Source organism: Micromonospora siamensis (assembly GCF_900090305.1).
GTDB lineage: Bacteria > Actinomycetota > Actinomycetes > Mycobacteriales > Micromonosporaceae > Micromonospora > Micromonospora siamensis.
On record NZ_LT607751.1, the window covers coordinates 3,042,970 to 3,065,009 of the forward strand.

The 22,040-nt window shown below is 73.6% G+C and carries 21 protein-coding genes; 17 read left to right on the top strand and 4 right to left on the bottom strand.

Features of this window, described 5'->3' with window-relative positions:
• Positions 1–70 precede the first annotated feature (70 nt).
• On the top strand, positions 71–1,009 hold the full coding sequence (locus GA0074704_RS13985) for an acyl-ACP desaturase (protein WP_088970920.1): 939 nt from the start codon (positions 71–73) through the stop codon (positions 1,007–1,009).
• Between the two features lie 4 nt (positions 1,010–1,013).
• On the opposite strand, the gene GA0074704_RS13990 is transcribed toward GA0074704_RS13985, so the two are convergent.
• On the bottom strand, positions 1,014–1,529 hold the full coding sequence (locus GA0074704_RS13990; RefSeq protein ID WP_088970921.1) for a PaaI family thioesterase: 516 nt from the start codon (positions 1,527–1,529) through the stop codon (positions 1,014–1,016).
• 56 nt (positions 1,530–1,585) lie between these two features.
• Here GA0074704_RS13990 and GA0074704_RS13995 point away from each other — a divergent pair, with 56 nt between their 5' ends.
• A complete protein-coding gene (locus tag GA0074704_RS13995) occupies positions 1,586–2,092 on the top strand; it encodes a winged helix-turn-helix transcriptional regulator (RefSeq protein ID WP_088970922.1) in 507 nt (168 codons plus the stop codon).
• On the opposite strand, the gene GA0074704_RS14000 is transcribed toward GA0074704_RS13995, so the two are convergent.
• Positions 2,093–2,923 carry an SGNH/GDSL hydrolase family protein gene (locus GA0074704_RS14000; RefSeq protein WP_088970923.1) on the bottom strand — a complete coding sequence of 277 codons (831 nt, stop codon included), beginning with the start codon at positions 2,921–2,923 and terminating at the stop codon, positions 2,093–2,095. It abuts the gene before it with no gap.
• A gap of 244 nt (positions 2,924–3,167) precedes the next feature.
• Here GA0074704_RS14000 and GA0074704_RS14005 point away from each other — a divergent pair, with 244 nt between their 5' ends.
• Positions 3,168–4,223 (top strand): S1 family peptidase, encoded by a 1,056-nt coding sequence (locus tag GA0074704_RS14005; RefSeq protein WP_088970924.1) that lies wholly within the window; start codon positions 3,168–3,170, stop codon positions 4,221–4,223.
• A gap of 90 nt (positions 4,224–4,313) precedes the next feature.
• Positions 4,314–4,586, top strand: coding sequence for an MFS transporter (locus GA0074704_RS29895; protein ID WP_157743672.1), 273 nt, complete (start codon positions 4,314–4,316; stop codon positions 4,584–4,586).
• On the opposite strand, the gene GA0074704_RS14010 is transcribed toward GA0074704_RS29895, so the two are convergent.
• Positions 4,468–5,061 (bottom strand): DUF998 domain-containing protein, encoded by a 594-nt coding sequence (locus tag GA0074704_RS14010; RefSeq protein ID WP_157743673.1) that lies wholly within the window; start codon positions 5,059–5,061, stop codon positions 4,468–4,470. The two genes, GA0074704_RS29895 and GA0074704_RS14010, sit on opposite strands and share 119 nt — an antisense overlap.
• A 399-nt stretch (positions 5,062–5,460) precedes the next feature.
• Between GA0074704_RS14010 and aspS the strand changes: the two genes are divergently transcribed.
• The 4 genes from aspS to GA0074704_RS14030 all read left to right on the top strand — a co-directional run bounded on the left by aspS (position 5,461) and on the right by GA0074704_RS14030 (position 10,151).
• Positions 5,461–7,266, top strand: coding sequence for an aspartate--tRNA ligase (gene aspS / locus GA0074704_RS14015; protein WP_088970926.1), 1,806 nt, complete (start codon positions 5,461–5,463; stop codon positions 7,264–7,266).
• Between the two features lie 68 nt (positions 7,267–7,334).
• Positions 7,335–8,144 (top strand): sugar nucleotide-binding protein, encoded by an 810-nt coding sequence (locus GA0074704_RS14020; protein ID WP_088970927.1) that lies wholly within the window; start codon positions 7,335–7,337, stop codon positions 8,142–8,144.
• A gap of 85 nt (positions 8,145–8,229) precedes the next feature.
• Positions 8,230–8,862, top strand: coding sequence for an ArsR/SmtB family transcription factor (locus GA0074704_RS14025; RefSeq protein WP_088970928.1), 633 nt, complete (start codon positions 8,230–8,232; stop codon positions 8,860–8,862).
• Positions 8,859–10,151 (top strand): MFS transporter, encoded by a 1,293-nt coding sequence (locus GA0074704_RS14030; RefSeq protein ID WP_088970929.1) that lies wholly within the window; start codon positions 8,859–8,861, stop codon positions 10,149–10,151. Before GA0074704_RS14025 ends, GA0074704_RS14030 begins: the two co-directional genes overlap by 4 nt.
• Positions 10,152–10,164: 13 nt before the next feature.
• On the opposite strand, the gene GA0074704_RS14035 is transcribed toward GA0074704_RS14030, so the two are convergent.
• Complete coding sequence (locus GA0074704_RS14035) at positions 10,165–10,905, bottom strand: GNAT family N-acetyltransferase (protein ID WP_088973671.1); 741 nt, start codon at positions 10,903–10,905, stop codon at positions 10,165–10,167.
• Positions 10,906–11,067: 162 nt separating this feature from the next.
• On the opposite strand from GA0074704_RS14035, the gene GA0074704_RS14040 reads away from it, so the two are divergent.
• From GA0074704_RS14040 to GA0074704_RS14080, 9 genes are all read left to right on the top strand, one after another.
• Positions 11,068–11,280, top strand: a complete 213-nt coding sequence (locus GA0074704_RS14040; RefSeq protein ID WP_088970930.1) for a hypothetical protein — start codon at positions 11,068–11,070, stop codon at positions 11,278–11,280.
• A 75-nt stretch (positions 11,281–11,355) separates the two neighbouring features.
• Positions 11,356–12,879 carry a replication-associated recombination protein A gene (locus tag GA0074704_RS14045; protein WP_088973672.1) on the top strand — a complete coding sequence of 508 codons (1,524 nt, stop codon included), beginning with the start codon at positions 11,356–11,358 and terminating at the stop codon, positions 12,877–12,879.
• Positions 12,880–14,963: 2,084 nt separating this feature from the next.
• Positions 14,964–15,662 carry a hypothetical protein gene (locus GA0074704_RS14050; protein ID WP_088973673.1) on the top strand — a complete coding sequence of 233 codons (699 nt, stop codon included), beginning with the start codon at positions 14,964–14,966 and terminating at the stop codon, positions 15,660–15,662.
• 150 nt (positions 15,663–15,812) lie between these two features.
• Positions 15,813–16,274 carry a DUF948 domain-containing protein gene (locus tag GA0074704_RS14055; protein ID WP_088970931.1) on the top strand — a complete coding sequence of 154 codons (462 nt, stop codon included), beginning with the start codon at positions 15,813–15,815 and terminating at the stop codon, positions 16,272–16,274.
• 31 nt (positions 16,275–16,305) lie between these two features.
• Positions 16,306–16,611 carry a hypothetical protein gene (locus GA0074704_RS14060; RefSeq protein ID WP_088970932.1) on the top strand — a complete coding sequence of 102 codons (306 nt, stop codon included), beginning with the start codon at positions 16,306–16,308 and terminating at the stop codon, positions 16,609–16,611.
• Positions 16,608–19,286, top strand: coding sequence for an alanine--tRNA ligase (alaS, locus tag GA0074704_RS14065; RefSeq protein ID WP_088970933.1), 2,679 nt, complete (start codon positions 16,608–16,610; stop codon positions 19,284–19,286). Before GA0074704_RS14060 ends, alaS begins: the two co-directional genes overlap by 4 nt.
• A 72-nt stretch (positions 19,287–19,358) precedes the next feature.
• The gene (gene ruvX, locus GA0074704_RS14070; RefSeq protein WP_088970934.1) at positions 19,359–19,820 is read left to right on the top strand and encodes a Holliday junction resolvase RuvX; all 462 of its coding nucleotides are present in this window, start codon (positions 19,359–19,361) and stop codon (positions 19,818–19,820) included.
• Complete coding sequence (mltG, locus tag GA0074704_RS14075) at positions 19,817–21,055, top strand: endolytic transglycosylase MltG (protein ID WP_088970935.1); 1,239 nt, start codon at positions 19,817–19,819, stop codon at positions 21,053–21,055. The genes ruvX and mltG overlap by 4 nt, the downstream gene beginning before the upstream one ends.
• Complete coding sequence (locus GA0074704_RS14080) at positions 21,052–21,864, top strand: shikimate dehydrogenase (RefSeq protein ID WP_088970936.1); 813 nt, start codon at positions 21,052–21,054, stop codon at positions 21,862–21,864. The genes mltG and GA0074704_RS14080 overlap by 4 nt, the downstream gene beginning before the upstream one ends.
• Positions 21,865–22,040 lie beyond the last annotated feature (176 nt).

Below are 22,040 nucleotides of genomic sequence, written 5' to 3' on the forward strand. Positions count from 1 at the left end.
CCGGCATTACTCGCGCGTACGACGGATTCGACCTACGGTGGCGTAAGTTACGCCACCGTAGGGAGAACCGATGACCGCCCCGTTGAGCCAGACCGCCCTGCTCCTGGAACTCGAAGCCGTGGTGGAGAAGAACCTCGACCGGCACCTCTCGATGGCCAAGGAGTGGTTCCCGCACGAGTACGTGCCGTGGAGCGAGGGCCGCACGTTCGACGGCCCGCTCGGCGGGCAGGCGTGGGCCGAGACCGACTCGACCATCCCCGACGTGGCGCGTACCGCGCTGATCGTCAACCTGCTCACCGAGGACAACCTGCCCTCGTACCACCACGAGATCGCCACCCTCTTCGGTCGGGACGGCGCGTGGGGGAACTGGGTGCACCGGTGGACCGCCGAGGAGGGCCGGCACGGCACCGCCATCCGCGACTACCTGACGGTGACCCGGGCGGTGGACCCGGTGGCCCTGGAGCGGGCCCGGATGACCCACATGTCCGCCGGCTACGTCAACGCGCACGGCGACGAGGTGCTGCACTCCCTGGCGTACGTCTCGTTCCAGGAGCTGGCGACCCGGATCTCGCACCGCAACACCGGCCGGGTGACCGGCGACCCGGCGTGCGAGGCGCTGCTGGCCCGGGTGGCCGCCGACGAGAACCTGCACATGGTCTTCTACCGCAACCTGCTCGCGGCCGGTTTCGAGCTGGCGCCGAGCCAGGCTATGCGGGCGGTGGCCGACGTGCTGGCCGACTTCCAGATGCCGGGCGCCGGCATCGACGGCTTCGCCCGCAAGTCGGTGGCGATCGCGCTGGCCGGCATCTACGACCTGCGCCAGCACCGCGACGAGGTGGTCGCTCCGGTGCTGCGGCAGTGGAACGTGTTCGAGGTGACCGGCCTGGACGCCGACGGCGAGGCCGCCCGCGACCAGATCGCCGCCCACCTCGACGCGCTGGAGACCGCGGCCTCCCGCTTCGAGGAGAAGCGCGCCGCCCGGGCCGCCCGCCTCGCCGCCGCCCGCTGACGCCTCAGGCGGGGGTGTCGAGCGGGAAGAGCAGGCAGCTGGAGGTGGCGTGGGCGATCAGGCGGCCCTTCGCGTCGGTCAGTCTCGCCTCGGCCAGGGCGGTGCGCCGGCCGCGTTGCAGCACGTTGCCCTCGCAGCGCAGGGTGCCGCTGGCCACGGTGACCGCGCGGAGGAACTTCACGTTGAGGTCCAGCGACGTGTAGCCGACGCCGGCCGGCAGCGTGGTGTGCACGGCGCAGGCGGCGGCGGTGTCCAGCAGGGTGGAGATGACCCCGCCGTGTACGGTGCCGAGCGGGTTGTAGTGGAACTCCTGCGGCACCAGCTCGACGGCGACCCGCCCCTCGTCGGCCTCCATCCGAGCCATGTCGATCAGGTGCATGATCGGCGGGGCGGCCAGCTCTCCGGCGATCATCGCGCGGAGCAGTTCCAGGCCGCCGCGCCGACCGACGTGGGCCGCCCCCGCCGCCGGGTCGGACCAGGAGAAGGTACGGCTGCGCGCCGGGTCCTGCGTCTGTGTCATGGACCCAGCCTGGCAGCGCATTGCTGAGTCTGTCAATCAGACCTAGCCTGGTCGGCATGAGACCCGCGGCACTGGACTGGTCGGTGGAGAACTGCACCATCGCCCGCGCGATGGAGATCCTCGGCGAGCGGTGGACGCTGGTCGTGCTCCGCGAGGTCTTCAACGGCGTACGCCGCTTCGACGACATGCGGGTGCGCACCGGCATCCCCCGGCAGGTGCTCACCAACCGACTCGCCACCCTGGTCGAGCACGGGCTGCTGCGCCGTGAGCCGTACCGCGAACCGGGCGCCCGCGAGCGCCACGAGTACCGGCTCACCGACAAGGGGCTGGACCTGTGGCCGGTGCTGGTCGCCGTGCTGGGCTGGGGCGACCGTTACCTGGCCGACCCGGAGGGCTCGCCGCTCAGCGTCGGGCACCGCGACTGCGGCGCCGAGGTGCACGTCGAGCTGCGCTGCGCCGCCGGGCACGAGGTGGGCACCCCGCGCGACGTGGTGCCCCGGCCGGGGCCGGGCGCGCGTCGGCGCGCGGACGGGGACCGCCCGCGCGCCGCCGTGGAGGACTGACTACCAGCCGAACCCGCTGGCGTACGAGATGGTGGCCAGCACCGCCTGGCCGCTGGTGTTCGGGTGGAAGTAGTCCCAGGTGGAGACCTGGCTCAGGGCGAACGGGTAGTTGAACACCGCGTTGTCGTCGAAGTCGCAGTTCGCGCCGTACGCGGCACAGGCCTGGGCGAGCTGGGTGTTGTAGTCGACCACCCGCTGGCGTACCCGGGCCCGCCGGTCGACGTCGGTCTGGTTGGTGGAGGTGGGGTTGGCCAGCATGGACTGGCAGATCCCGAAGAGCGACCAGGTGGACCGGGCGCTGCTGCTGCCCTTGCCCACGTACCACAGGCGGTAGATGTCCGGCACGCTGATCACCGCGACCCGGGCGTTGGGCAGGCCGGCCTTGATCCGGTTCAGCGCGCTGTCGATGTTGGCCCGGTAGGTGCTCACCGGGGTCATCGTCGACTCGGAGCCGGTGCAGGCGTCGTTCGCGCCGATCAGCATCGTGACGTACTCGGCGCCCTGGCTCACCGCGCTGCCAGCCTGGCCGTACATGTCGGCGGACTTGGCGCCGGTGCGCGCGTCGTTGTAGTTGCGGCCCTGGATCGTCGGGTTGACCGCCCGGATGCGCAGGTAGTGGCTGTTCACGCTGGAGTAGTCGCCGGTGCTGAACGACCGGGAGGTGCAGTCGGAGTACCAGCCGCAGGCGTTGAAGCCGCGGGTGATCGAGTCACCCATGCTGGCCATCGAGTTGGGCGGGGGTGTGGTGGCGGCCGGGGCGGGGCCGGCGGCGAGCAGGACGAGGGCGGTGGCGCCGGCGAGTGTGGCGAGCGCGCGTCGGACGAGGGTCATGGTGGCCTCCGGATCGCGGGTGCCGGGAAGCAGGGGTGACCTCAGCGTATGGACATGCGTCGTTGTCCACAATGTTGCGGACCGGTTACATGGGACTCCCGGGTGAATTCGGGCAAACAGAGGTCTTGCTCACGATCTTAAATGTATGAATACTTTGGTCACTCGTCCGGTTCCCCAGGTCGGTCGGGTAGCCCGAGGCTCGGCCGAACGGCCGGGCCCCCATCCCCACCCGGGAGGCTGTTACATGCGACCCACGAGGTCATCGCTCCGCCGCGCCGTCACCGCCGCCGTCGCCGGAACCCTGGTCGTCGGCTCGTTGCTGGGCGCCCCCGCCCAGGCGGCGCCCGCCGCAGCCGCGTCCCCCGACGCCGCCGCCACCCTGGCTGCCAAGCTGGGCGACCGCGCTGCCGGCACGTACGCCGACGCCAGTGGCAAGATGGTCGTGGCCGTCACCGACGCCGCCGCCGCCCGCCAGGTCCGGGCCGCCGGCGCCACCCCCAAGCTGGTCACCCGCGGCGCCGCGCAGCTGGCCGGCGCCACCGCCGAGCTGGAGCGCTCGGCCAAGATCCCCGGTACCGCCTGGTGGACCGACCCGGCCACCAACCAGGTCGTCGTCTCCTACGACAGCACCGTCACCGGCGCCAAGCTGGAAAGGGTGAAGGCCGCCGCGGCCCGCGCCAACGGCGCCGTGCGGCTGGTCTCCGAGGGTGGCGTGCTGAGCAAGCGCATCTCCGGCGGCCAGGCCATCTACACCGGCGGCTACCGCTGCTCGCTCGGCTTCAACGTCCGCAGCAGCTCCGGCACCAAGTACTTCATCACCGCCGGGCACTGCACCAACCTGGGCAGCAACTGGTACTCCAACTCCAGCCAGACCACCCTGCTCGGCACCCGGGCCGGCACCAGCTTCCCGGGCAACGACTACGGCATCGTCAGGTACAGCAACCAGACCACCACCCAGCCCGGCAACGTCTACCTGTACAACGGCAGCTACCAGGACATCACCACCGCGGGCAACGCGTACGTCAACCAGTCCGTGAAGCGGTCCGGCAGCACCACCGGCGTGCACAGCGGCACGGTGACCGCCACCGGCGCCACCGTGAACTACGCCGAGGGCAGCGTCTCCGGCCTGATCCGCACCACGGTCTGCGCCGAGGGCGGCGACAGCGGCGGCTCGCTCTTCGCCGGCAGCACCGCCCTGGGCCTCACCTCCGGCGGCAGCGGCAACTGCTCCTCCGGCGGCACCACCTACTTCCAGCCGGTCACCGAGGTGCTCAGCGTCTACGGCGTGAGCGTCTACTGATCCACCCCTCGCGAGCGGGCCGCCGGGTGACCGGCGGCCCGTTGCGCGTACCCGGGACTGGGCGGCCCGCGCCGGGGTACGTTCCCGGCGGTGAGCGCCTCCGAGAAACAGACCGCCGAAGCGTCCGCGTGGGCGCCGCTGCGGATCGCCGCCTTCCGCAGCCTCTGGCTCGCCGTGCTGGCCAGCAACATCGGCACCTGGATGCAGACCGTCGGCATGCATTCGGTAGAGCAGGGGCCCCTTCTCAACACCGCGCCCGGCGCAGCCGGAGCACCACCAGCAGGGGGCAGAGCGCCTCCGCGCCGGCCGCCAGCCGCTCGGCGAGGCCGATCCGGTCGCCGCCGCCGACCAGTTCGACGGTGAACCAGCCGACCAGGAGCAGCAGCGCCGCCGCTGCGGTCGTACCCGTGCCGGTGGAGAGTCCGGCGGCCCGGTCGGGCGCGCGGCGGCCGGCGACGGCGAGCGCCGGCCAGAGCGCGAGGGCGCCGAACGCGACCGCGGCGGCCGTCGCGTGCGGCGCCGACGAGCCACCCCCGGCCGGCAGCGGCAGGGCCGCCACCGCGAGGGTGGCCGCGCCGCCGAGGGCGAGCAGCGCCCGGCCAGCCGGGCGCGCGGGCCGCAGCCCGGCCGCCGTGACGAGGTGGCACAGGCCGAGGCCGGCCAGCGCGACCGTCATGATCCACCGGTCGGTCGCGTCGTGCCCGGCGAGGGCGCTGATCGTGCCGGTGACCGCATCGAAGCCGCCGGGCTGGCGGGCGGCCGCCAGCGTCCAACCGCCGATCAGCAGCGTCGGGGCGGTCGCGGCGGAGATCAGGGCCCACGGGGGTACGACGCGCACCCGCACACCGTACGCGCCGCATCGGTGTACCAGTGCGGTCACAGTGGGCCAACATCGGGCTCGCCACGCAGCGTGACCCACCGGCCCGTCCCACCCCGCCGTCCTCGCCTCCTTTGCTCTGCTGCAACGGACGCAACACGGCCATGAGCTGCGCCGTCATTGTTTCTACGAGCAGGGCGAGTCGGACGGGCCGTTGCGCTGAGCAACTGTTGCGTGGATTGCAGCAGAGCAAAGGCGGAGGGAGGGATGGGTGGACCGGGCGGATGTGACCACCGTCGGCGACGGTCGGGCCGGTGGAGGCAGGTGGGAAGGTGGTGCTGCGGGTGCCCGGGAATCGGCGCGGGTCGCCCTGACAGAATGCGGAGGGAAGACATAGCAGCAGACGAGGAGACGCAAGCCGTGATCCGTACCCACAATGCCGGAAGCCTGCGCGCGGCGGACGCCGGCTCGACGGTGACCCTCGCCGGTTGGGTGGCCCGCCGGCGCGACCACGGCGGTGTCATCTTCGTCGACCTGCGCGACGCCTCCGGCGTGGTGCAGGTCGTCTTCCGCGAGGAGGACGCGCACGCGCTGCGCAACGAGTTCTGCGTCAAGGTGACCGGTGAGGTGACCCGCCGGCCCGAGGGCAACGAGAACCCGGACCTGCCCACCGGCGAGGTCGAGGTGACCGCCAGCGAGCTGGAGGTGCTCTCCGAGGCGGCCCCGCTGCCGCTGCCGGTGGACGACCAGGTCGAGGCCGGCGACGACATCCGGCTGAAGTACCGCTACCTGGACCTGCGGCGCAGCGGCCCGGCGAAGGCGCTGCGGCTGCGCTCGCGGGCCAGCCAGCTCGCCCGCACCGTGCTGCACGAGCGGGACTTCCTGGAGATCGAGACCCCGACGCTGACCCGCTCCACCCCGGAGGGCGCCCGCGACTTCCTGGTCCCGGTCCGCCTCCAGCCGGGCAGCTGGTACGCCCTGCCGCAGTCCCCGCAGCTGTTCAAGCAGCTGCTGATGGTCGGCGGCATGGAGCGGTACTACCAGATCGCCCGCTGCTACCGGGACGAGGACTTCCGGGCCGACCGGCAGCCGGAGTTCACCCAGCTCGACATCGAGATGTCCTTCGTCACCGAGGACGACGTGATCGACCTCGGTGAGGCGATCGTGGCGTCGCTCTGGAAGGACCTGGCCGGTCACGAGATCACCCGGCCGATCCCGCGGATCACCTGGCACGACGCGATGGCCCGGTACGGCTCGGACAAGCCGGACCTGCGCTACGGCGTGGAGCTGACCGAGCTGACCGACTACCTGCGCGGCACCGAGTTCCGGGTCTTCGCCGGCGCCATCGACGCGGGCGGCTACGTCGGCGCGGTGGTCATGCCGGGCGGCGCGGCGCAGACCCGCAAGGAGCTGGACGGCTGGCAGGACTGGGCCAAGGCGCGCGGCGCCAGGGGCCTCGCCTACGTGGTGCTCGACGCCGAGACCGGCGCACCGCGCGGCCCGGTGGCGAAGAACCTCTCCGAGGCGCACCTGGCCGGGCTGGCCGACGCGGTCGGCGCGAAGCCGGGCGACGCGGTCTTCTTCGCCGCCAGCGCCAACACCCGGGAGGCGCAGGAGCTGCTCGGCGCGGCCCGGATCGAGATCGCCAAGCGGTCCAACCTGATCGACGAGTCCGCCTGGGCGTTCTGCTGGGTGGTCGACGCGCCGATGTTCGAGCGCACCGACGAGGGCGGCTGGACCGCGGTGCACCACCCGTTCACCTCGCCGAACGCCGAGTGGGTGGACCGGTTCGAGGAGGCCCCCGACCGCGCGCTGGCCTACGCGTACGACATCGTCTGCAACGGCAACGAGATCGGCGGCGGCTCGATCCGTATCCACCGGGGTGACGTGCAGCAGCGGGTCTTCGACCTGCTCGGCATCACCCCCTCCGAGGCGCAGGACAAGTTCGGCTTCCTGCTGGAGGCGTTCAAGTACGGCGCCCCGCCGCACGGCGGCATCGCGTTCGGCTGGGACCGGGTCTGCATGCTGCTCGCCGGCGCGGACTCGATCCGTGAGGTGATCGCCTTCCCGAAGACCCGGGGTGGCTTCGACCCGCTGACCGGCGCGCCGACGCCGATCACCGGCCAGCAGCGCACCGAGGCGGGCATCGACGCCAAGCCGAAGGCGCCGACCGGCCCGCACGCCGGCACCGCCGGCCCGGCCGCCCCGGTGGCCGACCCGGTCTGATCCCTGGCCTCACCGAACGGCCCGCGTCATGATGACGCGGGCCGTTCGTCGTTCGGGGGAGAGACGTCATGACGTTGCTCGTGGTGGGGGCCAGCGGTCTGCTGGGCGCCGAGGTGTGCCGGCAGGCGGTCGCGGCGGGACAGCGGGTGGTCGGCACGTACCACTCAAATCCGGTCGTGGTGCCGGGCGTCGAGGCCCGCCGGCTGGACGTGACCGACCGGTCCGCGGTGCGCGGGCTGCTGACCGGGGTACGCCCCGACGCCGTGGTCGCCACCCCCTACCGGTACGACGACTGGGGGGTCACCGCCGACGGGGCGGCGCACATCGCGTACGCCGCCGCGGAGGTGGGTGCCCGGCTGGTGCACCTGTCCAGCGACGCGCTGCACGCCGGGCGGCCGACGCCCTACCTGGACGACGACGTGCCGACGCCGATCCACGCGTACGGCGCGGCGAAGGCGGCGGCGGAGACGGCGGTGCGGGCGATCGACCCGACGGCGGTGCTGGTGCGTACCTCGTTGATCCTGGGGGAGGGGAGCAAGCAGATCCAGCTCTGCCGGGACGCCCTGGCCGGGCGGGCGGTGCTCTTCAGCGACGAGCTGCGCTGCCCGCTCGACGTGACCGACCTGGCGGCCGCGGTGCTGGAGCTGGTGCCCGGCGACCACGCCGGCCTGCTCAACGTGGCCGGTCCGGAGGCGGTCAGCCGGGCGGAGCTGGGGTTGCTGGTGGCCCACCGGTTCGGCATCGACCCGACCGGCCTGAAGACGACGACCACGCTCGCCGCCGGCCTGCGCCGCCCCACCGACGTACGCCTGGACTCCTCCCGCGCCGTGGCCCTGCTGCGGACCCGGCTGCGCGGGGTCGGCGAACTGCTCGGCTAAGTCACCGCGTCCACTTTCCGACTGCTGCACACTTTCTATGCACAACTCTTGTGCATAGAAAGTGTGCAAAGATATTGTGCAGGGTGTGGCGAACGATGAGACGCAGACGCGACCCGAACCGAGCACGGTTCGACTCGACCACCGGCAGGTCCGGGTCCTGGCCCACCCGCTGCGCATGCGCGTGGTGGGGGCGCTGAGGGTGCAGGGCCCCCTCACCGCGACGAGCCTGGCCGAACTGCTGGGCACCAACACCGGAGCTACCAGCTATCACCTACGGCAGCTCGCCGAGGTCGGCCTCGTCGTCGAGGATCCGCAGCTGGGCACCGGCCGGCAGCGATTCTGGCGCGCCGCGCACGAGGTGACCAGCTGGGATCCCAGCGACTTCGACGACGACCCGGACTCCCGGGCCGCGATCGAATGGATCGAGGGCGACCAGTTCCGCTACCTGGCCCAGCACGCCGAGAAGTGGTTCGCCCAGCGACAGCAGTGGTCGCCGGACTGGCGGGACGCGTTCGGCATCGGCGACGCCTTCCTCACCATCCCCGCCGCCCGACTGGCGGCGCTGAAGTCGGAGATCTGGGAGCTGCTCGTGCGCTACCGCGACGAGTCCGACCCCACCGAGCCCGGCGCCGAGCAGGTGCAGCTCTACATAGCCGCGTTTCCGCTGCTGGCCGGGTTGCAGCCGACCGAGCCGCCCCGATCCGAGGAGAAGCCGTGAGCGCCCTGTCCGTACGCCAGGTCCGGTTGCGCTACCTCACCCTCTACGGCCTGCGCTGGCTGCCCAGCGGCCTGGTGATCCCGGTGATGATCCTGCTGATGCGGGAGCGCGGCCTCACGCTGTCCCAGATCGGCCTGGTCGCCATCGCACAGGGCCTGGTCGTGCTGGCCCTGGAGCTGCCCACCGGCGGGCTCGCCGACGCGCTGGGCCGCAAGCCGGTGCTCGCCACCGCCTGGGCGGTCGGCCTGGCCTCCCTGGTGCTGTTCGCGGTGGCCGACTCGTTCTGGCTCTTCTTCCTGGTCTGGGCCCTGCAGGGGATCTACCGGGCGCTGGACAGCGGCCCCCTGGAGTCCTGGTACGTCGACGCCACCCTGGCCGCCGACCCGGACGCCCGGTACGAACGCGGCCTCGGCTGGGCCGGTACGGTCAGCGGCCTGGCCATCGGCGCCGGCGCGCTGCTCAGCGGCGGTCTGATCGCGCTGGGACCCGTTGGCCCGGTCAGCGCGCTGACCCTGCCGGTGCTGGTCGCCATCGTGCTCCAGGCGGTGTCGCTGGTCGCCCTGCTGGTCCTGCTCCGCGAGACCCGGCCCGCCCGGGGCGCCGCCGCGCTGCGCGCCTCCGTGGTCGAGGCGCCCCGGATGGTCGGTCAGGCGCTCGGCCTGCTGCGCCGCTCCCGGGTGCTGCTCGCCCTGGTCGCCGTCGAACTGTTCTGGGGATTCGGCATGGTGACCTTCGAGTCGCTGCTGCCGGTCCGTCTCGCCGAGGTGGTCGGCGACACCGACCGGGCCGCCGCCCTGCTCGGCCCGGCCAGCTCGGCGGCCTGGCTGGCCAACGCCGCCGGCGCCGCGCTGACCCCGTTCCTGCTGCGCCGGTTCGGCGCCGCGCCGGCCGCCGGGCTGCTGCGGATCCTCCAGGGTGCGACGGTGGTCGGGATGGCGCTGCTCGCCGGCCCGGTCGGGGTGCTGATCGCCTACCTGGCCTGCTACACGGTGCACGGCGCGTCGAACCCGCTGCACTACGGGTTGCTGCACCGCCAGGTCGACGGCCCGTACCGGACCAGCGTGCTGTCGCTGAACTCGATGATGTCCCAGCCCGGCGGTGCGATCGGCATGGTGGCGCTCACCGCGCTGGCCGACGCCACCAGCGTCAGCCTCGCCATGCTGGTCGGCGCGGTGGTGCTGGCCGTGGCCGCCCCGCTCTACCTGCCGGCCTGGCGGGCCGCCCGGAAGGCCCCGGCCACCTCGGCCGACCCCACCGTGGCAGGTCGGGCCGGTGCGCCGGTGTCGTGACGCGGACGCGGGCTCAGTCGAGCTGCACCGAGTTGAACTCCACGGTGCCGGTGAAGCCCAGCCGCCGGTACAACCGAATCGCCCCCACGTTGTCCAGGTAGGCGCCGAGCGCCACCTGGTCGTAACGGGCGAACAGCGCCCGGGCCATCCCGACCGTGAGCGCCGCGCCCAGCCCCTGCCCCCGCCGCCGCCGGTCAACGGTCAGGCCGGCCAGGAAGCCGACGTCGCCCCGGCTGCGGTCCGCCCCGCAGGCCACCAGCCGGTCGCCGTCGCGGATGCCGTACCAGTCGGCGATGTGCGCGTCGCCCGGGCGGGAGGTGCTGGTCGGGAAGGACTCCTCGATCAGCGCGGCCAGCTCCGGGTGGTCGGCCCCGGTGAGGCGTACCACCCGCTCCTCGCCGCTGCGGTGCGGCGGCGGGGTGGTCGTGAAGAGGTAGTCCCAGCTGGTCAGCACGGTCAGCGGCAGCCGGTCGGCCAGCTCGTCGACGATCGCGCGGGGCAGCGGCAGCCGGACACCCGCGGGCAGGTCGCCGGCCGCGTACAGGTCGCGGAGCAGGTCGGCGGCCGGGGCGGCCGGACCGACCGCCCCGGCCGCCGGCCAGACACCGGGCGGCGCGAGCCAGACCACCGCGCCGTCGCGCAGCCAACCGCGCTGCTCGTCGCCCCGGGCCAGCGCGTGCCGGGCGTACGGGTGATGGCCGGTGGCGCGCAGCACGGCGTCCCGGCCCGCCAGCACCTGGTCGGCTTTGATCATCCACCCAGCGTAGAACCGGCCCGGCGCGGCGCCCGGCCGCCCCTCGAACCGACCACCGACGGTCGACCCCGCCACCGCCGGTCCACGGTGGAGATTGACGGACGGACCGATTGGGTACATCCCGCGCCGACCTACTGGTACCCCCCCACCGGAGGACCTTCCATGCTCGCCATTCTCGCGGCCATCGTGTTCGGCTTCGCGCTGCTGATCGACTTCATGAACACGAACTTCGGCGCACCCGATCTCTTCAACGTGCACACCCTGATGGTGCTCGGCCTGCTGCTGCTCTCGCTCTACCTGGCCGGGGTCGGCTCGGGCCCGCGTGGTGGTGGGGGTGGCCGCTGGTACCGGGGCCGGCGCCCGGGCCGGGGCTGACCGGAACCGATCACCATGGGCCCGGCCGGTGGCGCGATTCCCGCGCCGCGGGCCGGGCCCGGTAATGTCTTCGTGATGGAGTCCGACACCCTCTTCTCCCTCGGCGAACCCGCCGGAGCGCAGCGCGCCCCCGCGGACGCCGGTGGTGTCGCCGACTTCGCCACGGTCGAGGCCGATTCGCCCCTGCCCGTCCGGATGCGTCCCGCCAGCCTCGACGAGCTCGTCGGCCAGGGACACCTGCTCGCACCCGGGGCGCCGCTACGCCAGCTGGTCGGCGGCGGGGCGCCCATGTCGGTGATCCTCTGGGGGCCGCCCGGCACCGGCAAGACCACCATCGCCCACCTGGTGGCGCAGGCCACCGATCGCACCTTCGTCGCCATGTCGGCGCTCAACGCCGGGGTCAAGGACGTCCGGGCGGTGATCGAGACCGCCCGCCGGCAGCGCCGCTCCGGCGGCGCGCAGACCGTCCTGTTCATCGACGAGGTGCACCGGTTCAGCAAGACCCAGCAGGACTCGCTGCTCGCCGCCGTGGAGGACCGGACGGTCACCCTGCTGGCGGCCACCACCGAGAACCCGTACTTCTCGGTCATCTCCCCGCTGCTGTCCCGGTGCGTGCTGCTCACCCTCCAACCGCTGGACGACGACGCCGTACGCGGGCTGCTGCGCCGCGCGGTGGCCGACCGGCGCGGCCTGGGCGGCGCGCTCACCCTGGCCGCCGAGGCCGAGGAGCACCTCGTACGCCTCGCCGGTGGTGACGTCCGCAAGGCGCTCACCGCGCTGGAGGCGGCCGCCGCCTCCGCCGAGGCGCTCGGTGCCGGCGTGATCGACCTGGCCACCGCCGAGCAGGCGGTCGACGTCGCCGCGGTGCGCTACGACCGCGACGGCGACGCCCACTACGACGTGACCAGCGCCTTCATCAAGAGCATGCGCGGCTCCGACGTCGACGCGGCGCTGCACTGGCTGGCCCGGATGCTGGTCGCCGGGGAGGACGCCCGGTTCATCGCCCGTCGACTGGTGATCTTCGCCAGCGAGGACGTCGGGATGGCCGATCCGACCGCGCTGTCGGTGGCGACCGCCGCCGCGCACGCCGTGGAGTACGTCGGCCTGCCCGAGGTCCAGCTGAACCTCGCCCAGGCGGTGATCCACCTGGCCACCGCACCGAAGTCCAACTCGGCGACCACGGCGATCGGCGCCGCCATCGCCGACGTACGCGCCGGTCGGGGCGGCCCGGTCCCGCGCGGGCTGCGCGACGCGCACTACGCCGGCGCCCGCGGGCTCGGGCACGGCACGGGCTACCGCTACCCGCACGACGACCAGCGCGGGGTGGTCACCCAGCAGTACGCTCCGGACGACCTCGTCGGGGCGGACTACTACCGCCCCAGCGGGCACGGCGCCGAACGGTCCGTCGCCGCGCGGTTGCCGGTGCTGCGCCGGATCGTGCGCGGACTGCCGGCGCCACCGGCCCGGCCGGAACCAGTGGCACCACTCGCACGGCCGGAACCGGCCGCACCGGGGTCCGGCCGGCGCTCGCCGGACGCGGAGAACGCCAGCTCGGCGGAGGACGGCGGCACGGACGCCGCCAGGGAGGCTCAGCAGTGAATCCTCGTGGTTCGGAGCGACCGGAGGACGGCCCGGAGGAGCGGCGGGACGCCCGCGCCAAGGGCCGCCGCTGGGGGCGGGGCCGGTCCGACGCCGAGCCGGAGGCCACCTCGGGCGGCGAGGACTTCGGCTGGATCGACGACCTCCGTACGGCCAAGCAGGAGCGCTCAGAGCTGGGCCCCGGCGGTGCTCCGGCCGGTGGCCCCGGTCAGGTGCCGTCGCCGGCCGTACCGCCGGTGCGCCCCGCCCCGGGTATGCCCTCGGCCCGGCCGGCGCCGGGTGGGCCGCCCGCCGCTCGGCCGGTCCCGGGTTCGGGGCCGTCCGGCCCGGGCTCCCCGCCGGCCCAGCCGACTCCCGGCTCTGCGCCGTCAGGTCGACCCGGACCAGCCACCCGACCCGGAGCGGCTGTGCCGCCGGCCGCGCGACCCGGGGCGGTGCCTCCGCCGGGCACGCGACCCGGAGCGGTGCCTCCGCCGGGTGCCGTCCAGCCCGCCGCCGGCCCGCCCGCCGGGCCCTCCCGTGGGTCGGCGCCGCGCCGGGACGCCACGCCCGCCGGCCACGGCGGCGCACCGGTGCCCTCGCCGGCCCGTCCGGACGACTGGACCGGCCCGCAGCCGCCCCGCCGTGCCGTGGACGCCGCGGCGCAGTCCCGTCCGCCGCGCCGCGAGCCGACCCAGCCCGGTCGGGTGCCGCCACCGGCCGGCCCGGTCGCCGGCGTCGACGACCCCGCCCGCCGGGCCGGCCGCGCCCGGCCGCTGAGCCGGCCGCCGGGCGACGGCACCGACCCTGGCCGACGGGACCCGGGGCCGCCCGTCCAGCCACCGACCGACCCCGCTCGGCGAGGTGCCGAAGGCGGAACGCGTACGCCAACGGGCGCGACGGATCCCGGCCGGCGGGGTGGAGCCCGTCCGCCGGTCGACCCGAGCGCCCCGCAGCAGGGACCGACCGTCCGGGACGGCGGCGACCGGCAGCCGACCGGTCGGACCGGCGCCGGCGCGCCGGGCGCGCGCGTCGGACGACGGCGGGCCGCCGAGGACGACGCCCCGGTCGTGCCCCGCTCCGGCAACGCTCCACCCCTGCCGTCCGCGGCGGCCCGGTCCGGGCCCGCGTCCGGCCGCGGTCCGGCCGCCGGGCCGGTGAACCCGCCGACCGGTGACCGGGCCGCCACCGAGGCGGCCGCCGAGCGCCCGCAGCGCCCGGCGGACTGGCTGCGCCAGGCCGGCCGGACCCCGCACACCGATCCCGCCATGCCGGCGGCCGGCCGTTCCGGCCCGGCCGCTCCGGCCGGCCCCGGCGCCCGTCGAGGTACGCCGGCCGGCGAGGCGCGGCCGGTCTCCGGCGCGCCGGGCCGCGCCGAGCCCCCGGGTCAGCCGCCGCGCCCCGGTGAGCCGGTGACCGGCGCCGCGGATCGCTCCGGGCGGGCCCCGGGCCAACGGCCGGTCGCCGGTCGCCCGCCGGCGCCGGACCGGACGGAGCAGCGCGGAACCGCCCGCTCCGGCGGCGGCACCGGGACGCCGGGAGTGGCCCGGGCCACCGTCGAACCGCCGACCGAGGCCCCCGCCGCGCCGCGCGGCTCGGCCCGTCCGGCCAGCCCGTCGGCGCCCTGGCCGGTCTACGGCGCGGCCCGTCCCGGCCAGCCACCGGTCGACCCGCCCCGGGGACCGGCCCGCGCGGGCGCCGACGATCCCGGTGCCGGGCCGATGCCCGGTGACGGCCGGGGCCCGGTGCCCCGACCGGAGGCCGACGCAGACCGGCGACCGGGCCGCCCCCCGGTGGCCCGCGCCGCCGTGACCGCGCCCTCGGTGGCGGCCAGCGCCACCGCGCGGCCCGCCGGAGCGGCGACCCCGGTGAGCGGCCCCGGCGCACCGGCCGGTGGTCCGGCCGGCACGGTCACCGGTCCGCACGGACCCGGATCCGCGCCCGGCGCGCCGAACGGACCGGTCGACCCGAACGACCGGCAGCCCGCGCGGGCCGGCGTCCCGGTGCCGCGTCCCGCCGAGCCGCCGGCGGTGGCCCGGGCGGCCGTCGCCGTCGGCCCCGTCGACCCGGCCGACCCACGACCCGACCCGACCAGCGGCCCGCCGCTGCGACCCGGCGCCGGACCGGACGCCACCGACGCCTCCCCGGCGGGGGGCGCCCGCTCCGAGCTGCGCCGCCGGATCCGCGAACGCCGGCGCCTGCGGATGGGCATCCTGGCCCTGGTCAGCCTGGTCGTCCTCGGTGCGGTGCCGCTCTACTTCGGCATCCGCACCCTGGCCCACGACCCGGTCTTCGACTCCCTCGACCAGCTCGGCGTGCCGGACTGGGCGGCGACGAAGACCGTCGACGACGTCAGCGGCAGCCGCTGGTGCCTGCTCGACTGCCGGCTGCGGGAGCGCACCGTGGAGTCGCAGCGCCCACCGAAGGAGACCGCCCAGGTCTACGAGCGGGCGCTGACCGACGCAGGCTGGCAGCCGTGGAAGGTCACCCGGTGCCCCGAGCAGCCGGCCAAGGGGCGCTACACCTGCTGGCGCCGCGACGAGCTGACCCTCGACCTGTGGGTACGCCAGCCGACCTGCGTACCGCCGCCGGTCAACGGCGAGCCGGCGATCCCGCCGTCGCCCGTGGCGAAGCCCGCTGCGGGCAAGTGCACCGGATCGTTGGTGTCGGTGAAGGTGCGCAACGCGATCGACGACGAGCGGACCCGGCCACAACCGAGCACCGATCCGTCACTTACCGGTGAGGATCCGTTCCCCACCATCACCGACGATCCGCTCGGGGAACTGACACCTTCACCGTCCTGAGCCGCTTTTCATCACGGACGGTAGGGTCTGGGGCTGGCGCACCCCGCCACCCGCTCGCGGTCGATCGCGGGCCGGGCGCCGGCGCGGGTACGACGGTCGCGTGTTCCGAGGACGTCCGGTCCTCAGAACCCTGCTTGAGGAGGACATGGCGTGGATGGTGGACAGATCGCTGCGCTGATCGCGGCCGGCGCGTTCCTGATGCTGGTGCTCGTGCTGGCGGTGCCGATCCTGCGGCTGCGACACACCGTGGACGCGACCACCCGCATGATCACCGACCTCAACGAGCGGACCACGCCGCTGCTCGGCGACGTCAACACCACGGTGAAGAACGTCAACGTGGCGCTGGAGCAGGTGCAGACCTCGCTGGACGGGGTGAACCTCCAGCTCGCCAAGGTGGACACCATGACCTCCCACGCGCAGAACGTCACCGCCAACGTGGCGAACCTGGCGACGGTGGTCTCCGCCGCCGCGGCCAACCCGCTGGTGAAGGTGGCCTCGTTCGGCTACGGCGTGCGCAAGGCCGCCGCGGCCCGCCGCAACGCCGAGACCGAGCGTGAGGTGCGCGACACCATCAAGCAGCAGCGTCGGGCCGCCAGGCGGGGCAACCGCTGACCCGGTCGGCGCGAGCAGGAGGATTGGGAACATGAGGCGACTGTTCTGGCTGGGCATCGGTCTGGCCGTCGGCGTGGTGGTGGTCCGCAAGGCCACCCGCACCGCCCAGGCGTACACGCCGGCCGGCATCGCGAGCGGCCTGTCGGAATCCGCTGGCGGCCTGATCGAGTCGCTGCGTAGCTTCGTGGAGGACGTCCGGGTCGGGATGGCCGAGCGCGAGCAGGAGATCAACGCCGCGTTCGCCCGTGGCGAGGCGTTCGACGACAAGTTCGCCGAGCTGCGCGAGGACCCGCGCATCGGCGACCGAGAGATCTTTCCGGAGGAGCACCAGCGATGAAGACGGCGGAGATCAAGCGGCGGTACCTCGCCCACTTCGAGGCTAACGGCCATGCCGTGGTGCCGTCCGCTCCGCTGCCCGCCATCAGCGACCCGAACCTGCTGTTCGTCAACGCCGGGATGGTGCAGTTCGTCCCCTACTTCCTCGGCCAGCAGAAGCCGGCGTACAGCCGCGCGGTGAGCGTCCAGAAGTGCATTCGTACCCCGGACATCGACGAGGTCGGCAAGACCAGCCGGCACGGCACGTTCTTCCAGATGAACGGCAACTTCTCCTTCGGTGACTACTTCAAGGACCAGGCGATCCCGTTCGCCTGGGACCTGGTCACCAAGCCGGTCGCCGAGGGTGGCTTCGGGCTGGACGCGGAGCGGATCTGGCCGACCGTCTACCTCGACGACGACGAGGCGTTCGCCATCTGGCGCTCGGTGGGCGTGCCGGCCGAGCGGATCGTGCGCCGGGGCAAGAAGGACAACTACTGGTCGATGGGCATCCCCGGCCCGGCCGGCCCGTGCTCCGAGCTGTTCTACGACCGCGGCCCGGAGTACGGCCGCGAGGGCGGTCCGGAGGTCGACGAGGACCGCTACATGGAGTTCTGGAACCTCGTCTTCATGCAGTACGAGATCGCCGACGTCCGCAGCAAGGAGGAGTTCCGGATCGTCGGCGAGCTGCCGGCCAAGAACATCGACACCGGCATGGGGCTGGAGCGGATGGCCTCCATCCTCCAGGGCGTCGACAACCTCTACGAGATCGACGAGGTTCGGCCGATCCTGGCGAAGGCCGCCGAGCTGACCGGCAAGCGGTACGGTGCCCACTCCGGCCACGTGGCCAGCGAGTCGCACCCGGACGACGTCCGGCTGCGGGTGATCGCCGACCACGTGCGTACCGCCCTGATGCTGATCGGCGACGGCGTCACCCCCTCCAACGAGGGGCGTGGCTACGTGCTGCGCCGGATCATGCGCCGGGCGATCCGTGCCGTGCGGCTGCTGGGCTGGCAGGACCGGGCGCTGCCCGAGCTGCTGCCGGTGGCCCGGGACTGCATGTCCCCGTCGTACCCGGAGCTGTCCGCCGAGTTCGACCGGATCTCCCAGTACGCGTACGCCGAGGAGGACGCGTTCCTGGCGACGTTGCGCTCCGGGACGACGATCCTGGACACCGCGATCGCCGAGACCAAGTCGGCGGGCAGGCCGGCGCTCTCCGGTGACAAGGCGTTCCAGCTGCACGACACCTACGGCTTTCCGATCGACCTGACCCTGGAGATCGCGGCCGAGCAGGGGCTCCAGGTCGACGCCGAGGGCTTCCGCCGGCTGATGGCCGACCAGCGCAATCGGGCCAAGGCCGACGCGCGGGCCCGCAAGACCGGGCACACGGACGTGTCGGCGTACCGGTCGGTGCTCGACGACGGCGGCGAGGTGCTCTTCACCGGCTACACCGAGCTGAACCGGGAGTCCCGGGTCCGGGCGCTGATGTCCGGCGGCGCGGCGGTCGGCGCGGCGGTCGAGGGGGACACCGTCGAGCTGGTGCTCGACGTGACCCCGTTCTACGCCGAGGGCGGTGGCCAGCAGCCCGACCAGGGTCTGATCACGGTCGGCGGCGGGCAGGTCGAGGTCTTCGACGTGCAGCAGCCGGTGCCGGGTCTGATCGTGCACCGGGCGCGGGTGCTGCGCGGCGAGGTGCGCGCCGGGGAGACCGGGTACGCCGAGATCGACGCGTCCCGGCGGCGGGCCATCTCCCGCTCGCACACCGCCACCCACCTGGTGCACCAGACCATGCGCAACTTCCTCGGCGAGTCGGCGACCCAGGCGGGTTCGCTGAACGCCCCGGGCCGGCTGCGGTTCGACTTCAACACCCCGACCGGGGTGGCGCCGAGCGTGCTGCACGACGTGGAGCAGCAGGTCAACGAGGTGCTCCTGGCCGACCTGGAGGTGCACGCCTTCATCACCACCCAGGAGGAGGCCCGCCGGATCGGCGCGATGGCGCTGTTCGGCGAGAAGTACGGTGAGCGGGTCCGGGTCGTCGAGGTCGGCGACTACGCCCGGGAGCTGTGCGGTGGCACGCACGTGGCCCGGTCGGCCCAGCTCGGCCTGGTGAAGATCCTCTCCGAGGCGTCGGTCGGCTCCGGCGTCCGGCGGATCGAGGCCCTGGTCGGCATGGACGCGTTCGGCTTCCTGGCCCGCGAGCACCTGCTGGTCTCCCGGCTGGCGGAGCTGTTCCGGGTGCCGGGCGAGCAGGTCGGCGAGCGGGTGGAGCAGACCGTGACCCAGCTCCGCGACGCCGAGAAGGAACTGGAGAAGCTCCGCGCCCAGCTGGTGCTGGGTGGCGCGGCGGCGCTGGCGCAGCAGGCGAAGGACGTGCGCGGGGTCGCGTACGTCGGGACCGAGGCGCCGGAGGGCGCGGCCGGCAACGACGTGCGGACCCTGGCCCAGGAGATCCGCGGCAAGATCGACCCGGCCCGGCCGGCGGTGGTCGCGGTGGCGGCCCGGTCGAACGGCAAGGCGTCCCTGGTGGTGGCCGTGAACGCGGCGGCCCGCGGTCGTGGCCTCGCCGCGAACGACCTGGTGAAGGCGGCCTTCTCCGGTCGCGGCGGTGGCAGCCCGGACGTCGCCCAGGGTGGCGGCCTGCCCGCGGCCGAGGCGCCGAACCTGCTGCTCACGGTCGAGAAGGCGATCGCCGACGCGTGAGAACCTCTCCGATTGCCCAGGGCGGACCGACCCGGTCCGCCCTGGCTCGTCACTGCGGGGGAGTGACCGGTTTTGAGTGAGCTCTCCCGAGGTGTCCGGCTCGGCGTGGACGTCGGGCAGGTGCGGGTCGGCGTGGCCCGGTCCGACCCGCACGGCGTGCTCGCCACGCCGCTGGTCACCCTCGCCCGTGACCTCACCGCCGCTCCCGAGGCGGTGCCGAGTGACATCGCCGAGCTGGCGGCGCTGGTCGCCGAGCACGAGGTGGTGGAGGTGGTCCTCGGCCTTCCGGTCAACCTTGCCGGAAAGGACGGGCCCGCCGCCGTACACGTGCGGGCGTACGCCGACCGTTTGGCCCATGTAATAGCGCCGGTTCCGGTAACGCTCACCGACGAGAGGATGTCGACGGTGGTCGCCTCTCGTAGGCTTGCCGAGCGCGGCGTCCGAGGGAAACGCCAGCGCGCGGTGGTCGACCAGGCCGCCGCGGTCGAGATCCTGCAGAGCTGGCTGGAAGCACAGCGGAGGCGGACGCGATGATCGACGATCTGGACCTGGGGTTCGACGACGAGCCGGACCGGGGGGAGAAGGGGCGCCACCGCAGGGGCTTCGTCGCGAAACGCAACGGCGGGTCGAGCGGCCGGGGCAAGACCTTCTTCGCCCTGTTCATGGCGCTGGTGCTGCTGGGCGGCATCGGTGGCGGCGCATACGTCGGCTTCGACCGGATCCGTAACCACTTCGTCACCCCCGACTACACCGGGTCGGGCAGCGGGGAGGCGCAGGTCGAGGTCAAGCGCGGCGACACGGCCACCGACATCGGCGTGAGTCTCTACGACGCGGGCGTGGTGAAGAGCGTCAAGGCGTTCATCAACGCCGCCGACGAGAACTCCCGCAGCAAGAACATCCAGGTCGGCCGGTACAAGGTCCGCAAGGAGATGAAGGCCAGCGAGGCGCTGGTGATGCTGCTGGACCCGAAGAACCGGCTGGTCAGCGGGGTCACCATCCCCGAGGGCATGATCACGCTGGCGATCTACGACAAGCTCTCCAAGCAGACCAAGATCCCGGTCGCCGAGTTCAAGGCGGCGGCGAAGGACCCGGTCGCGCTGGGCGTACCGGCGTCCTGGTTCGTCCGCAAGGACGGCAAGAAGTCGCCGAAGAGCCTGGAGGGCTTCCTCTTCCCGGCGACGTACGAGCTCCCGCCGAAGGCGACCGCCGAGCAGATCCTGTCGATCATGGTGGAGAAGTTCCTCACCGTCACCGAGGAGATGAAGTTCGTCGAGACGGTGCAGGCCGAGCGGGGCGGCATCACCCCGTACGAGGCGCTGATCACGGCCTCCATCGCGCAGGCCGAGTCGGTCAACCACGTGGACATGCCGAAGGTGGCCCGGGTGCTCTACAACCGGGTCTACACCGACAACTACCACTGCCACTGCCTGGAGATCGACAGCGCGTTGAACTACTGGCTGCGGTTGCAGGGCAAGGACCCGAAGGACTCCGACGTCCTCAAGCGCAGTGAGCTCCTCGACACCAAGAACCCGTACCGGACGCACGGGCCGGGCTCGGACGGGCTGCCGATCACCCCGATCAGCAACCCGGGGATCGACGCGCTCAAGGGCGCGATGGACCCGCCGCCGGGTGACTGGGTGTACTTCATGACCATCGACAAGAAGGGCACGATGGGCTACGGCCGCAACGACGCCGAGTACATCGAGCTGACCCGGAAGATGTGTCAGAACAAGGTGCTCACGGGTTCCAACTGCGCCCGGTTCCAGTGAGAGCGGCGGTCGTCGGCAGGCCGATCGCCCACTCGCTCTCCCCGGTGATCCACAACGCCGGGTACGCGGCGGCCGGGTTGACCGGCTGGTCGTACACCCGTTTCGAGTGCGCGGCCGACGAACTGGCGGCGTTGGTCGCCGGCCTGGGCCCGGAGTGGGCCGGGCTGTCGGTGACCATGCCGGGCAAGGAGGCCGCGCTCGCGGTGGCCGACGAGGTCTCGCCGGTCGCCGCCACGGTCGGTGCGGCCAACACGTTGGTACGCCGACCCGACGGCACCTGGTACGCCGACAACACCGACGTGGCCGGCATGGTGGAGGTGCTCACCGCCGCCGGGGTGGTCCGGGGCGCCACGGTGACCGTGCTGGGCGCCGGGGGCACCGCCCGGGCGGCGCTGGCGGCGGCGGCCCGGCTCGGCGCGACCGGGGTGACCTTGGTGGCCCGCCGTCCCGAGGCGGTGGCCGAGCTGGCACCGGTGGCCGCCGCCCTCGGCGTCGCGCTGACCGGTGCGCCCTGGTCGGCGGCCCCGACCCGGGTCGAAGCGGACGTGGTGGTCTCCACCGTCCCCCGGGGGGTGGCCGACCCGCTGGTCGCCGGGCTGCGTTGGCGGCCCGGCACGGTCTGCTTCGACGCGCTGTACGACCCGTGGCCCACCCCGCTGGCCGCGTCCGCCGCCGCGGCCGGCTGCCCGGTTGTGTCCGGCCTCGACCTGCTGCTGGCCCAGGCGGTCGGCCAGTTCGAGCAGTTCACCGGCGTGCCGGCGCCCCGGGCCGCGATGGCGGCCGCCCTGGCCGCCGCCCGCCGACCCTGAGCTGGTGGGCTGCCGGAGCGGGTGTCGCATGGGGACGGTGGCGTCCGGTAATCGGGCGTTCGCCCCCGGTTTTCTTAGCCTTCGCTTAAGAAACGTTGACGTCCGGCTGTCAGGTTGGTCGCGTACCGTGACCGGCCGATAGGCTCCGGCACGGCTCCACCCCGCCGCCTCAGTAG

Coding starts and splice junctions, on each gene's coding strand:
- GA0074704_RS13985 (WP_088970920.1), top strand. CDS start 71: ATGACCGCCCCGTTGAGCCAGACCGCCCTGCTCCTGGAACTCGAAGCC.
- GA0074704_RS13990 (WP_088970921.1), bottom strand. CDS start 1,529: ATGACACAGACGCAGGACCCGGCGCGCAGCCGTACCTTCTCCTGGTCC.
- GA0074704_RS13995 (WP_088970922.1), top strand. CDS start 1,586: ATGAGACCCGCGGCACTGGACTGGTCGGTGGAGAACTGCACCATCGCC.
- GA0074704_RS14000 (WP_088970923.1), bottom strand. CDS start 2,923: ATGACCCTCGTCCGACGCGCGCTCGCCACACTCGCCGGCGCCACCGCC.
- GA0074704_RS14005 (WP_088970924.1), top strand. CDS start 3,168: ATGCGACCCACGAGGTCATCGCTCCGCCGCGCCGTCACCGCCGCCGTC.
- GA0074704_RS14020 (WP_088970927.1), top strand. CDS start 7,335: ATGACGTTGCTCGTGGTGGGGGCCAGCGGTCTGCTGGGCGCCGAGGTG.
- GA0074704_RS14035 (WP_088973671.1), bottom strand. CDS start 10,905: ATGATCAAAGCCGACCAGGTGCTGGCGGGCCGGGACGCCGTGCTGCGC.
- GA0074704_RS14040 (WP_088970930.1), top strand. CDS start 11,068: ATGCTCGCCATTCTCGCGGCCATCGTGTTCGGCTTCGCGCTGCTGATC.
- GA0074704_RS14045 (WP_088973672.1), top strand. CDS start 11,356: ATGGAGTCCGACACCCTCTTCTCCCTCGGCGAACCCGCCGGAGCGCAG.
- GA0074704_RS14060 (WP_088970932.1), top strand. CDS start 16,306: ATGAGGCGACTGTTCTGGCTGGGCATCGGTCTGGCCGTCGGCGTGGTG.
- alaS (WP_088970933.1), top strand. CDS start 16,608: ATGAAGACGGCGGAGATCAAGCGGCGGTACCTCGCCCACTTCGAGGCT.
- mltG (WP_088970935.1), top strand. CDS start 19,817: ATGATCGACGATCTGGACCTGGGGTTCGACGACGAGCCGGACCGGGGG.